Source organism: Exiguobacterium sp. HSB13, assembly GCF_056764755.1.
In genome coordinates this window covers 155,222-167,586 of the sequence record NZ_JBUZOM010000002.1, presented here as the reverse complement: position 1 = coordinate 167,586, position 12,365 = coordinate 155,222, and the positions used below count along the sequence as shown (strand labels likewise).

Annotated in this window: 13 protein-coding genes; 5 read left to right on the top strand and 8 right to left on the bottom strand. The window is 46.4% G+C overall.

The features are described from left to right. Positions 1–61: 61 nt before the first annotated feature. Complete coding sequence (locus ACZGCQ_RS12640; RefSeq protein WP_481266469.1) at positions 62–1,432, bottom strand: copper amine oxidase; 1,371 nt, start codon at positions 1,430–1,432, stop codon at positions 62–64. A 244-nt stretch (positions 1,433–1,676) separates the two neighbouring features. Here ACZGCQ_RS12640 and ACZGCQ_RS12635 point away from each other — a divergent pair, with 244 nt between their 5' ends. Continuing rightward, complete coding sequence (locus ACZGCQ_RS12635; RefSeq protein ID WP_481266468.1) at positions 1,677–2,696, top strand: hypothetical protein; 1,020 nt, start codon at positions 1,677–1,679, stop codon at positions 2,694–2,696. Positions 2,697–2,762: 66 nt separating this feature from the next. On the opposite strand, the gene ACZGCQ_RS12630 is transcribed toward ACZGCQ_RS12635, so the two are convergent. The 3 genes from ACZGCQ_RS12630 to ACZGCQ_RS12620 all read right to left on the bottom strand — a co-directional run bounded on the left by ACZGCQ_RS12630 (position 2,763) and on the right by ACZGCQ_RS12620 (position 5,466). Beyond that, a complete protein-coding gene (locus ACZGCQ_RS12630) occupies positions 2,763–3,248 on the bottom strand; it encodes a FixH family protein (protein WP_481266467.1) in 486 nt (161 codons plus the stop codon). Next, positions 3,241–4,608 carry a PepSY-associated TM helix domain-containing protein gene (locus tag ACZGCQ_RS12625; RefSeq protein ID WP_481266466.1) on the bottom strand — a complete coding sequence of 456 codons (1,368 nt, stop codon included), beginning with the start codon at positions 4,606–4,608 and terminating at the stop codon, positions 3,241–3,243. Before ACZGCQ_RS12625 ends, ACZGCQ_RS12630 begins: the two co-directional genes overlap by 8 nt. A 276-nt stretch (positions 4,609–4,884) precedes the next feature. Next, a complete protein-coding gene (locus tag ACZGCQ_RS12620) occupies positions 4,885–5,466 on the bottom strand; it encodes a DedA family protein (RefSeq protein WP_481266589.1) in 582 nt (193 codons plus the stop codon). A 273-nt stretch (positions 5,467–5,739) separates the two neighbouring features. On the opposite strand from ACZGCQ_RS12620, the gene ACZGCQ_RS12615 reads away from it, so the two are divergent. Continuing rightward, positions 5,740–6,525 carry an NUDIX domain-containing protein gene (locus tag ACZGCQ_RS12615; RefSeq protein ID WP_481266465.1) on the top strand — a complete coding sequence of 262 codons (786 nt, stop codon included), beginning with the start codon at positions 5,740–5,742 and terminating at the stop codon, positions 6,523–6,525. A 59-nt stretch (positions 6,526–6,584) separates the two neighbouring features. Here ACZGCQ_RS12615 and ACZGCQ_RS12610 read toward each other — a convergent pair whose 3' ends face one another. Then, complete coding sequence (locus tag ACZGCQ_RS12610; protein ID WP_238238571.1) at positions 6,585–7,190, bottom strand: CPBP family intramembrane glutamic endopeptidase; 606 nt, start codon at positions 7,188–7,190, stop codon at positions 6,585–6,587. 180 nt (positions 7,191–7,370) lie between these two features. Here ACZGCQ_RS12610 and ACZGCQ_RS12605 point away from each other — a divergent pair, with 180 nt between their 5' ends. Beyond that, positions 7,371–8,258, top strand: coding sequence for an Rgg/GadR/MutR family transcriptional regulator (locus ACZGCQ_RS12605; RefSeq protein ID WP_238238570.1), 888 nt, complete (start codon positions 7,371–7,373; stop codon positions 8,256–8,258). Positions 8,259–8,358: 100 nt separating this feature from the next. Here ACZGCQ_RS12605 and ACZGCQ_RS12600 read toward each other — a convergent pair whose 3' ends face one another. Continuing rightward, positions 8,359–9,222 carry a VOC family protein gene (locus ACZGCQ_RS12600; protein ID WP_481266464.1) on the bottom strand — a complete coding sequence of 288 codons (864 nt, stop codon included), beginning with the start codon at positions 9,220–9,222 and terminating at the stop codon, positions 8,359–8,361. Between the two features lie 121 nt (positions 9,223–9,343). On the opposite strand from ACZGCQ_RS12600, the gene ACZGCQ_RS12595 reads away from it, so the two are divergent. Both ACZGCQ_RS12595 and ACZGCQ_RS12590 read left to right on the top strand, forming a co-directional pair. Beyond that, positions 9,344–9,694 carry a winged helix-turn-helix transcriptional regulator gene (locus ACZGCQ_RS12595; protein WP_238238568.1) on the top strand — a complete coding sequence of 117 codons (351 nt, stop codon included), beginning with the start codon at positions 9,344–9,346 and terminating at the stop codon, positions 9,692–9,694. Between the two features lie 103 nt (positions 9,695–9,797). Continuing rightward, on the top strand, positions 9,798–10,580 hold the full coding sequence (locus tag ACZGCQ_RS12590; protein WP_481266463.1) for a nucleotidyltransferase domain-containing protein: 783 nt from the start codon (positions 9,798–9,800) through the stop codon (positions 10,578–10,580). A 50-nt stretch (positions 10,581–10,630) separates the two neighbouring features. Here the strand turns inward: ACZGCQ_RS12590 and ACZGCQ_RS12585 are convergent, their stop codons facing one another. Together ACZGCQ_RS12585 and ACZGCQ_RS12580 are read right to left on the bottom strand one after the other, a co-directional pair. Continuing rightward, on the bottom strand, positions 10,631–11,215 hold the full coding sequence (locus ACZGCQ_RS12585) for a DUF4352 domain-containing protein (RefSeq protein ID WP_238238566.1): 585 nt from the start codon (positions 11,213–11,215) through the stop codon (positions 10,631–10,633). 169 nt (positions 11,216–11,384) lie between these two features. Next, positions 11,385–12,320, bottom strand: a complete 936-nt coding sequence (locus ACZGCQ_RS12580) for an NADP-dependent oxidoreductase (protein ID WP_238238565.1) — start codon at positions 12,318–12,320, stop codon at positions 11,385–11,387. Positions 12,321–12,365: the final 45 nt, after the last annotated feature.

Below are 12,365 nucleotides of genomic sequence, written 5' to 3'. Positions count from 1 at the left end.
CGTTTACCTCCTTTCTGCTTGATGTGTAAAAGAAAACCCGCTGTTGCCAGCGGGTCGTCCTTTATTGTTGCGGGCGACGACGGAGTGCGAAGAATCCAAGGATCGATGCTGCTGCGATACCAAGCAGTGACCAGACGATACCTGTCGTCGATGCTTTTTCTTGCATACCACCGAGACCTGTGTTCGGCATTCCAGATGGTGCACCTTTGAATTTATCTGGGAACTGATCGACGATTGCTGTCGCTGTTCCTTCCCCTACGCCGTACATATGCGCGTACGCTTCGCGAATCGCTGGGTACGTTTTGTCGTAATCTTTTTCATTGTAGCTATTGAAGGCAAGTAAGAGTTGGTCGATGTGAACCTTCAATCCTTCTTCCAAATCTTTTGCTTTTAAGCGACCTTCCGTTGCCGCATCAAGGAATGCTGCCTGTTCGACACGGTACTCATCAAGTTCCTTCACAGCCATGTCACGTGCTTGATCATCTTTCGCGCCTGTCGCTTTGACATAGTCGACGAAGTAGCCGATGTGGCTCGACCAGATCTTCTTGAATTGTTGCGCTGCTTCGCTACCATACACAGAACCGATCGAAGCAGTCAGGTCATCCGTATTTTGATTCAAGGCACCGGCTGCCGCATCAAAGTCTTTTGCTCCGTCAATCCCTTTTTGCATCGCGAGCACTGCAAGCGCTGCGTGTTCCGAGAAGTTCCGGTTCAGTCCGGCACGAAGATCGGCTGCTGGTGTATCGACTTTCGTATTTTTGAATTTATCCGGGTACTGATCAACAATCGCACCAGATAATCCTTCTCCGACCATATACATATGCTCAATCGCTTTACGTAGATTGCTGTAAGCGGCATCATAATCACCCGCTACGTAGCTATCAAACGATGTTAACAGTTGCGTGATATGGACTTTAAGTCCACCTTCGAGATCCGCAGCCTTTAGACGTCCTTCCGTTGCTTTATCGAGGAACGCAGCCTGTTCGACGCGGTACTCATCAAGCTCTTTTAATGCTTTTTGTTTCGCATCTTCGTCCTTAGCACCCGTTGCTTTAACGTAATCGACGAAGTAACCGATATGGCTCGCCCAGATTTCTTTGAAGGCAGCGCCTGCTTCCTCCCCGTAGACTGATCCGACAGCTGCCGCTAAATCATCCGTGTTTTGATTCAAGGCACCGGCTGCCTGCTCAAAATCTTCTTTACCATCGATCCCTTTTTGCATCGCAACGACTGCGAGATACGCGTGTTCAGATAGAATTTGATCGAGTGTCGCTCGCAAATCCGATGCTGGGGATGAGACATCCAGTGAGACTTTTCCTGAACTGTGAGACATCTTACTATGGTCCTCATGACCGTGGGCACTGACACCTGCTGCTGGAATCAACAATGCGGCACTAAGCGGAACAGCGAGATACGACTTTTTCATCTTCATCTTATGAACACCCCTTTGATTTTTTGGACTTCACATAGATAACGTAAGAAGTTCACGAATGGTTTTATCTTTTTACATTTTTTATTTAAAATATTTTTTTGGTTGAAATAAGACCGGATAGTGCTTTAATTATTTTTAGTTTTTATTTACTCGTTTTGCGAAACAGCCGACTTATTTTCTAATCATTTCATTAGAATCTTCTTATAACCCCATCTTTTATCTTTTATAGAACAGGAGTGGACTCATGAAACGGATTGTCATTGGCGCAGTACTTGCTTCGCTCGTCGTCTCGCAAGCAGTTGGACCTGTCGAAGCAAAAAGTAAAGCGAAGAAGAAACCTGTCGTGCAAGTCGATCGAGACAAAAATGCAATTCCAGATGCTTGGCAAAAACAATATCATTTGGGATATGGAAAACAAGTCGCCACAAAAGATCACGATCGCGATGGTCTAACGAATGCGCAAGAATATCAACTTCGCCTCAACCCCACTAAATCGGATTCTGATCAGGACCGGATCAAAGATGGACAAGAGGATGCGGATCGCGACTCACTCACGAATCAACAAGAATACACAGCGCATCTGAACCCGTTGAAAAAGGATTCCGATCAAGATGGTATTTCCGATGATAAAGAAGACCAAGATCAGGATCGATTGACGACACGAGAAGAGTTCATCGTCGGTACGCAACCATTGAAAAAGGATTCAGATCGTGATGGCATCAAAGACAACGAAGAAGACCGGGATCGGGATACGCTTATCAACGAAGATGAATTCGAACTCGGTTCTGATCCAACAAAAGCCGACAGTGATCAGGACGGGACTCGAGACGATCAGGAAGATACGGATCACGACGGCGTTCAGAATAATCAAGAACTCAAACGGATCATGATCAAAGTGACGGATACGAACAAGAAAAAGTTCGAGTGGCGTTACAGTAATGAACATCACCGGAAAGAATTGCGCTTTAAAGACGAGATCGGTATCACTGACGTTGCGACGTTAAAAGATCGTCTCCTCGTCACACCATCGATGACGGAAGAAGAATTATTAACGTTAGTCGCACAGGCACTTCAATTGCCAAACATCAAAACGTTACACGTCCAGATCAAGTTCTATAATGGACAGGAACTCGAATCAGAAGATGAGCACTCGGATGACGATGATTCTTCGGATGACTCAGAAGATGATGATCAAAATGATGATTCAGACGATCATGGAGACGATGACGGGGATGATCACGGAGATCATGGTGATGACGATTAATCGTCTATACGAAAAATGAGAGGACGGAACAGTATTCCGCCCTCTCATTTTTTATTTCCTAATTCTTCAATGATGGTGACCGCTACTTCCGCCAGCTGGTTTCACTCCACCTTGTAAGATTTTTAAATCTTCTTTCGATAACTCACCGACGATGAACTGCCGTGTTGGCATGATCATCGCACCTTCACTGCTTGCATGCGCTTTAACATAATACAAGCCGGATTTCGGTAGTGCCTTCGCAATCGTATAGACACCTGGCTTTGTCTCCTCTGCCGGTTCCATACTATAACGTACTGTTCCATCCGCTTTCCAGATTTCGAAATGTACATAATCGACTTTTTGAACCGGTTTGGCTTCACGCCAGACTGTTGCTTCAAACGTCTGCTTTTTCTTGGCGTCCGGTTGTACGTCTTTTGGGATATTCATTTTGATCGATAACGGCTTAGCTACGGCATACTGTTCTGCTGCATCGGAATCGACCGCACACCCGGCAAGGCCCGTCGTCGTGACGAGCAGTCCGCCGAGCATGAGTGCTTGCATCGATTTACGCATTGAAGAACCTCCTTACATTCGGAATACGACGGATGATAATAAAATCGAGTAGCCAGACGATGAGTAATGAGAGTCCAACAAGCGGGAACAAAATACCGAGCACGACGAGTACGGCGAGGAATCCTTTCAACATGAATGCTTTCGGTCCTTTCGGCGCCCCCATCCCTTTACTTGGTTTCCGCTTCAACCAGAGATAGAAACCGCTGACCGCTACGAGAATGATTCCGAGGCAAATCAACAGACTAATTAACTGATTGAACCAGCCGAATTCCGTTCCTTTGTGAAGCGTGATTCCGGTCGCGACAATTTTACCGACGACACCATAGTTGTCATAACGGTAGTCGGCGAGCACAGCACCGGAATATTGATCGAGATGAATCGTTGCTTCATTCTGTGCTTTCGCTGGATACGCAGACAGCGTATAGACACCGCTCGGATCACTCGGGATGCTGATTTTAAAGCTTGGGTCCATCCCTTGTTGTTTACCGATCGCAACGATATCGTCGATCGAAGCCGGAACAGCACCTTCGACTTTTGACTGCGGGACATCAAGTGTTTCAGCAGCCCACGGAACCTCCGCGATATCTTTCGTCTGAAGCGTCGACGTCGGTGCCTCCCCACCCCAGATGGACGGTGGATAACCCAGCCCTTGGTTCGTGACGAGTGACTGGAAGTTCGTTCCCCAGAAACCGGACCACGGTAAGCCAGTCAAGATCAGGAACAGCATCCCTGCTGTGATCCAGAATGCTGGAACAGCGTGGAGATCACGACGAAATAACTTCTTGCCTTGACGAAGACGTGGGAACAAGACACCTGACAGTCCCTTTTGCTTACGCGGGAACCATAGGAACAGTCCCGTCACGATCAAGACGATTGCCCAACAGGCAACGAGTTCAACGATCCGGTCACCGGTCGTTCCCGCCATCAGCTCCCCATGGATCTCTTCGATTTTATTCATGATCCGATCATCGTCCGATAATGTTCCGATGATCTTACCGGAATACGGATTGACGAAGACCGTCGCCGACATGTCTGGTGACGAGACCTTCACTTCACTTGATCGATCGTCAGATTCACCCGGTCGGTACGACGTCACAAGTGCATCGGGATACTTCGCTTTGACGCGATCAATCTGTTCCGTCGCAGTGATGCGATCTGTTTTTGGTGTAACTTCATAATACGATTGATACAGGACGTTTTCGATTTGTGGCTTAAAAAGATAAATGGATCCTGTCACAGCAAGCATGACGAGGAACGGTGCAAAAATAATACCAGCATAAAAGTGCCACCGCCAAATCGTCCGGTAAGCAGAAGAAGTCGGTGCTTTTTTGACCGTCTCTTCCGTCTGCATGAGATTCATATGTACCCTCCTCTAGCAATAAATATGTCCACTCTGTGAACAACTCTTAGTATAAGCGTTTACAATCCAATTTCAGCCACTTGCTTGTGACGATAAATTGCCAATACAGTGTGTAAATCAGGTAGCTTTTAAGAAGTGTCAAACGTCTTTTTTTGACAATGATTTCACTTTTCTTGTAGATTACTTCTTATTTCAAAAAACTATTCTTATTCATAAAACCAAACTTCATCTAAAAAAGCGAATCCTGATCTGGATTCGCTTGCTCGTATGATGTTTTTATATTGAAGAACTTTCCTCGACTGATTCCTTTTGACGCCGATGGTGCACGATACCAATTACGACAATACCGATCACGATGATCAAGACAGAGCCGACGATTCCTGGATTCACCTGAAGCCAGTTCCACAGCTCCGACCACGTCACGGCTTCTCCGATCCGGACGATCAAAAAGGTCCAGAGTCCTGTATAAACGCCTGCCGCTAAGAACGTCATCACTAAATAGCGTGGTAACGGATAACCAAGAAGTCCGGCGACATAATGAATCGGGTGTCTGACGCCGGGTAAGAAGAACGATAGTCCAATCGCCCATAATCCCCGTCGTTCAATGATCGTTTCTGCTCGTTCCAAGAAACGTGACTTCATCCAGCGTTTAACAAGCGGAATCTCACGGAAGAACCGTGCAAGTAAATAAAACCATGTAAAAGCAATGAAGAAGACCGGCCAAGCGGTCAACCAGACGACGATCGGGTGCATCCCCTCTCGTAAACGTAATGCTGCAAAACTCATCATCAAGACATCGTCCGACAATGGGGTGAACATGATTCCGCCAGCCAGGCGGACGAGTGCCATGATATCCATCACGTATCCCTTCTTTCTGTTTCTCTCTATATGTAGTATCCCCGATTTTTCTAAAGTTGAGCCCTGTCCATTTCTTAACTTCTTCTTTAGTTACACTTTTCCGAACAAAAGAGATCGTCATCGATTCTTTAAAGTCACTTACACCGTATGAAATTTCTACACTATCGTTCAACAAAAAAGCCTTTTTCCCACATTGAGAAAAAGGGTTTCATCCGTTCGTTCGAGAAGGGGTACAACGTACATTTGAACGCTCATCTGATAGGAGGAATTTCCATGTTACATCGCCGGAAGACCTATACGATTCGTCCCGAACGCCTAGAAGAATTTACTGAGTTTTTCCATACCTATTTGTACCCGCTTCAAGTTAGCCACGGTGCCCGTCTTGTTGGTCGCTGGGTGACCGAGGCAGAAGATGAAGTCATCGCCATTTGGGAATATCGCGATCGTGAACATTACGAACAAGTCGATCGTGATGTCCGCAATAGTGCCTTACGTCGTGAAGCGATGAAGAAGCGCGCACGCCTTGGCAAAAATTTATATATCAAATCGTATGAAGACTTCATGACGTCGACTGGTACGTATGCCCCGCCTCGCGCTATCGTTAGTGTGACCGCATATATTACGAACGATGCGGGTGAAGTTCTACTCGTCCGTAACCTACATCGTGGTGATACGTTCGAGATGCCGGGCGGACAAGTCGAAAATCACGAGTCGATTCTTGACGCCATCAAACGAGAAGTCAAAGAAGAGACCGGTGTCGATGTCACGATCGATGGTATTACCGGCATTTATCAAAATGTCTCAAGTCACGTCCTTTGCGTCTGTTTCCGCGGGAAAGCCACGGGCGGCGAACTCGCGACACAAGAAGGTGAAACGACGGATGTCGGCTTCTTCCCGCTGACGCGTGACTCGCTGAGTGAATACATCAAACGGGAGCACTTCCAGTTACGGACGCTTGATGCGATGGATCCACACTACTTCCCACACGCCTTATATAAAGTCAGACCATATGAATTGATCAGCCGGTATGACGGTAATACAACGTCGTCATCACGCTAATATTCTATACATGAAAACATCCAGCAGCAGACCCAACGTCCACTGCTGGATGTTTTTCTTTAAAAAATGGATAATACAACAAAATCAACGATCATGTGAGAAATCCATGACCCAAAAATACTGCGCCCCGTCTTAATATAAACATAGTTGAAGATCAGTCGCGCTACACCTTGAAGTAATAATACGTGCAGGAGAGTCGATACGAGTGAGCCGTCCCAGTATGACGGAATATGAATGAGACCGAACACAACAGCACTCAACAGGGTACTCGTCCACATCGATAACCCTTTACTTCTTGCCCCTTCCAATATTCCAATCCCAAGCAACTCTTCCCCCATCAACATGAATGGAAGCATGAAGGCAATCTGCCCCAAGTGACCAGAAGCTGGATTAGCTGCCCACTCCAGTCCAGTCGAGCTAGCAATCAATCCGATGAGTATGCTTAAGACGACGTAGAGCAGCGCACCGACCGGAATCATCCATAACTTCTTTGGAAACGTAACCGCTTGTAGACTATCTTTTTTGAAAGTAACTGCCCATGCAACAAGCCCGCACAAGAATAATGCCCACCACGCCCAGTCAAACTGCACCAATGCAACAAAACCAACTAACAGTAGTAGTGACCCGACTAGTAACCCACCATTCGTTGTCCGCATCGTCTTCATTCCTGTTCCTCCTTCATTCATGACTCGGGACTTACCATGCGCTTTTTTGATACTTGAATTATAAGACGTAAATACGGGTATGATTAAAATAGTCTCCTATTTAATACCTCTCTATAAGATACTTGTTGATTTATTAGACCTATCCTTTAGCGTAATGTCTTTTAAACAGGAGGACTTATCATGCCATCTCACGGAGAATTATTGAGAGAATTGCGAATCAAAAAAGGAATGACACAGAAGCAACTCTACGATTCTGTCATGTCTAAATCTTATGCGATTCGCTTTGAACAAGGAAAACACGAGATATCCTTTCACCTGATCCAGTTACTCCTCGAACGACTCGGAATGGAAATTGATGAGTTTCTATACATCCATCATGGATTCAAGGAATCACTCATCGAGCAATTTTATGATGAATACGGATTAAAGGGGAATGCGAACGACATCGACGGGTTGATTCTTCTTAGATCGCAGTATTACGATTTACCGGAGTCTTATCAGAACAGTTTGCGAATTGCTGAACTCGATGCTCGTATCGAACAACTGACTCATTTCAATCAATATGGTGTCTTTTCAAAAGAGGCCATTGCAGAAGATACTCGTCAAACGATTCTTGATTACTTGGACCGTATTGAAACGTGGACAATTGGTGAACTACGTTTTTTGGCGAATACGCTCGACTTCATCGACTATGAAAGAAAAGTGGAGTATTTCCGTAGCATTCTCCCTTCCTTAGATCGCTATAAACAATTCAAACGTGGACGGACCATCATCTATACGTTATTGATCAATGAAATCCATGAATTGATCATGACGAATGAACTGGACATGGCACAGGTGTTACTCCTGCAGCTCGATGACTTTACCCAAGGTGTCGAAGCGATGTTCTATCGAAATTCACACAGCTTTTATACCGGTCTCCTACTGATTGCGCAAGGTGATGTAACAACAGGAACGATGTATGTCGAACGAGCCTTAATGATTTATGAAGTACTCGGTTATCCACACCAAGCAACATTATCGCGTTCGTTTTATGAAATCCTTTTAGAGAAAGCACTTCATCAGTGACTTTTCCGTTCTTCCTATCCTCCTCTAGCCTTTATCCATGCAAATATAAAACCCCCATCGACACGATTATTTCGTGTAGACAGGGGTTGGTGCAACGTCCTTAATTTTCTAGTCGTGCTACAGTCAATCGAACCGTAATACCGGCATCATCGGTCACATATACATCTCCTGCTTGATCCGTAACAGTGTAAGCAGAAACCTTTAACGTCTCGATCGCCGTCTGAAGCGTCGCTTGATCAGGATAACGTAACGTCCAGTAGACGAGTCCGACTGCATCTTTCGGATTCGTCGGTGCGTTGACTCCAGACCAGACGTTCAGACCGATATGGTGATGGTAACCGCCAGCAGCAACGAATAACGCCCGCATGCGGGAAGCATCAGCCGCCACCTCAAAGCCGAGTGTCTCGATATAAAACTTCCGCGCTGCTTCGAGTGTCTTCACGTGGAAGTGCACGTGTCCCATGACGGTCTCGCTTGGCATGCCATACCAATCTTCTTCTCCTGCTTCAACGAGCATGCTTTGCCAGTCGACAGGATCGGTCGTCATCTTGACGTCGCCATTCGCTTCATACGTCCACGTGTCACGCGGACGATCGGCATAAATCTCAATGCCGTTCCCATCTGGGTCCGATAAATAAAACGCTTCACTGACAAGATGGTCACCTTGACCAATTTCAATGCCTTGAGCGATCAGGTTCCGGATGACGAAGCCGAGTTCTTTTCGGTTTGGTAATAAAATCGCAAAGTGGTATAACCCGGTAACCGAGTTCGGTGGAAAACGGCGGGCGTTCGGATGGACTTCCAGCTCAACAAGTGGTGTACCTTGTGCGCCGAGCACAGTCAATTGTTCAGTTTGTGTCAGCACACGTAATCCGAGTGATCCGGTATAAAATGAAACGGAACGATCGAGATCCGTCACACGCAAGCGAACAGGACCGAGTGTAATCTGTGGGTGAATGGACATCTTGTTTCCTCCTTCAACTATATAGCTCGTACCTCTATTATTACGCGGAAGCGACGGAAGCGGAAGTAGGCACGAATAAGTGGTATAGTATCCTCAACGATACCATGAAGGAGGAAGACCGATGGAAGAGACACCAAGTTGTCGTGTCGAGACGGCACTCGAAATCTTGACCGGGAAATGGAAACCGTCGATTTTACTTGTATTGATCACGCGCGGAACACTCCGCTTCAGTGAACTGAAACGACAATTACCAAACATCACGCAAAAGATGCTGACGGCTCAACTACGTGAGCTCGAACTGAATGACATCGTCCACCGCGAGATTTATCAGGAAGTCCCACCACGTGTCGAGTACTCGCTGACGGACTATGGACGGACACTCATTCCGGTCCTTGACGCAATCAATGCCTGGGGCGAACAGCACGTCATTCATCTCGAAAATAAAGACAAACTAACGTCTGCTTCACAATGAGAAGTCCATTTCGATGCGATTTCTCTTTTTTTATGGAATAAACTGTCTATTATCCCGTATACTGACCTAATAGACTTCTGTTTTCGGAAAGGAATGAGTCCTCATGCATCAACTTCATGCGATCGAGCAGCTCGTTGCTCGACTCACACAAGATCCTGCTGTCGAAGCCATCTTCTTGAAAGGATCGTTCGGACGGGGAGAAGAAGATGTTCATTCAGACATCGATCTGTACTGCCTTGTCTCGGAAGAACGCCAAACGAAATTCTTATCCCGTCGTTTGTCGCACCTAGCCGTCTATCGCCCAATCATCTGGAAAGATGAAATCGACATCATCGCGCCACAAATGATTGTCGTCTACGATGATTTCCTACATATCGATTTATTCACGGTGACACTCGACTCGCTGAATCATAAGGATCAACTACGTGTTCTGTACGACCCGAAGCAACAGCTGATAGATTACACAGATACATGTGACTTGACGCTTTCCGCTCAAGAAGCGACCGATGAAGCAATTGATGCCGTCTGGTTCTTATTCCAATACAAAAAAGCAGCGGCACGGGGAAATGACTTATGGGCGGTTGAGATGCTACGTAGCGCTTTGATCAAGTTCGCGAAAGTATTGCTCCATCACCATGCTCCGAATCGAGCGCAACTCGGATTGAAGACGATTCCGACGACGTTGCCTGACATTCCTCGCCTTGCTCTTGAAGCAATCTATGACGTCCTTACACCAGCCACGCACGCAGAAGCGGCTCAGCGTTATCTAGCGTGTCTCGAGACAGAACGGAAAGCACTCGACCGGACGCTCGCCGCTCATCCAGAGACGCTCGAATTACTTGATCGATTGACACCTGAGCTACTGATCCAACAATCTCGATCGTAAAAAACTGAAGGGAGTAGCGGGCATTTGTCCACTACTCCCTTTCTTGATGCTTATTGTGTCAATTGAATCTCTTTTGATTGTCCACCTGCCCAGCCAAAGCCAGATGAGACTTCAAGCAGCGGACTTTTGACTTGTTTCGGTAATTCGAAGACGATGTTGCCGGTTTTTTCGATATTCGGATTAATCGTCTCTAAGAAGAACCCCATTCCGTCTTCATTCGCATAGAGATCGAGTTCTGTGTCGGCTGAGTATTCCGTATCGCCGACATTGACTTTAAACATATTGCTGTCGACGAATCGCTCTTCCTTATCTCCGTTTAGAATCGTCAGACCGATGACTAAGAATTGTCCTGATGTTTTCTTTTCGCCAAGGACATTCGATAGCGTATCGACCATTTTGACGTCATTGACGACGTACGTCAGTTTACCGACCTTCACCTCATCATTAATCCCGTACGTTTTCTTGACCGGCTTTGCGGCTGCCTTTGCTTTCACTGGTTTTGCTTCTGACTTAACTGCTTCTTGTTGAACTTCCACTTTTTTCTCAGGTGCTGCTTGATCTTCGTCATCCCCCAGATTTCCGAGAATGACTGCTCCGATTACAATGATTCCTGCCCACTTAAATCCTTTTTTCATGTTACTTCCTCCTTTTAATTTGGCTGACTCACATCTGATAGCCTTAGTATAGGAAGAAGCAACACCTTACCCTTTACACTTTTTTGACCAGGTATTTTTTTGTTTTAGGTTCGAAAAATGGATTGACAACATACAAAAAGAGCGCTGAATTTAGCGCTCTTCTTCTCACTCATTCTCCTTTGACTCGGATGACGATTTTTCCTTTAGCATGCCCTTCTTCACCATAATCGTGGGCTTCCTTGATGTGATCGAGATCAAAGATCCGATCAACGACAGGCTGTAACTCGCCACGCTCGACTGCTTTTGCGATATGCTGCAAACGCTCACCGGTCGGTTGCATGAAGACATACGCAGAACGTGCATTGTGCTCTTTCGCTTTGTCTTCATCAGGTGGTGTTGAGATCGAGACGAGCATCCCGTTCGGCTTTAGCATTTGATACAACTCACCTTGTTTATCGCCGCCCATCGTATCAAACACAAAATCGACGTCCTGGACACGATCAGCTGGATTTTCTTGTTTGTAATCGATGACTTCGTCTGCTCCAAGCGCTTTCACCCAGTCAACGTTTTTCGTACTTGTCGATGTAATGACGTATAAGCCATTCGCTTTCGCGAGTTGAATCGCAACCGTTCCGACGCCCCCTGATCCGGCACCAATGAAAATCCGGTCACCTGGTTTCGCATCCATCACTTCGAACATGACCTGCCATGCGGTATGCGAGACCAGCGGAAGAGAAGCCGCTTCAGCAAAACTGAGTGATTCTGGTTTTTTCACGACAAGATGTGCATCGACTGCAACGTACTCTGCATACGTTCCTTGACGGGCAATTTCCGGACGACTGAAGACCGCATCTCCGACTTGAAGATCCGAGACGTTCGCTCCGACTTCTTGAATCACACCAGCAACGTCCCAGCCGATGACAAGCGGCATCTCATAGCTCAACATCTCACGCAAGTATCCTTCGCGTAACTTCCAGTCGACTGGGTTGACACTTGCGGCATAGACTTCAATCAAGACATCGTCTGGTCCAATGACGGGCTTATCCAGTTCTCCAACCTTAAATTGTTCCGATCCACCATACTGTTCAATGTAAGCTGCCTTCATCCGTTGACTCCTCCTTCAATAATCGTTCCCTATCTTGTTCCCCGT

Bases quoted from the DNA above. Each gene is read 5' to 3' on its own strand.
- ACZGCQ_RS12640 (WP_481266469.1), bottom strand. From the start codon at position 1,432: ATGAAGATGAAAAAGTCGTATCTCGCTGTTCCGCTTAGTGCCGCATTG.
- ACZGCQ_RS12635 (WP_481266468.1), top strand. From the start codon at position 1,677: ATGAAACGGATTGTCATTGGCGCAGTACTTGCTTCGCTCGTCGTCTCG.
- ACZGCQ_RS12630 (WP_481266467.1), bottom strand. From the start codon at position 3,248: ATGCGTAAATCGATGCAAGCACTCATGCTCGGCGGACTGCTCGTCACG.
- ACZGCQ_RS12625 (WP_481266466.1), bottom strand. From the start codon at position 4,608: ATGAATCTCATGCAGACGGAAGAGACGGTCAAAAAAGCACCGACTTCT.
- ACZGCQ_RS12620 (WP_481266589.1), bottom strand. From the start codon at position 5,466: ATGGATATCATGGCACTCGTCCGCCTGGCTGGCGGAATCATGTTCACC.
- ACZGCQ_RS12615 (WP_481266465.1), top strand. From the start codon at position 5,740: ATGTTACATCGCCGGAAGACCTATACGATTCGTCCCGAACGCCTAGAA.
- ACZGCQ_RS12610 (WP_238238571.1), bottom strand. From the start codon at position 7,190: ATGAAGACGATGCGGACAACGAATGGTGGGTTACTAGTCGGGTCACTA.
- ACZGCQ_RS12605 (WP_238238570.1), top strand. From the start codon at position 7,371: ATGCCATCTCACGGAGAATTATTGAGAGAATTGCGAATCAAAAAAGGA.
- ACZGCQ_RS12600 (WP_481266464.1), bottom strand. From the start codon at position 9,222: ATGTCCATTCACCCACAGATTACACTCGGTCCTGTTCGCTTGCGTGTG.
- ACZGCQ_RS12595 (WP_238238568.1), top strand. From the start codon at position 9,344: ATGGAAGAGACACCAAGTTGTCGTGTCGAGACGGCACTCGAAATCTTG.
- ACZGCQ_RS12590 (WP_481266463.1), top strand. From the start codon at position 9,798: ATGCATCAACTTCATGCGATCGAGCAGCTCGTTGCTCGACTCACACAA.
- ACZGCQ_RS12585 (WP_238238566.1), bottom strand. From the start codon at position 11,215: ATGAAAAAAGGATTTAAGTGGGCAGGAATCATTGTAATCGGAGCAGTC.
- ACZGCQ_RS12580 (WP_238238565.1), bottom strand. From the start codon at position 12,320: ATGAAGGCAGCTTACATTGAACAGTATGGTGGATCGGAACAATTTAAG.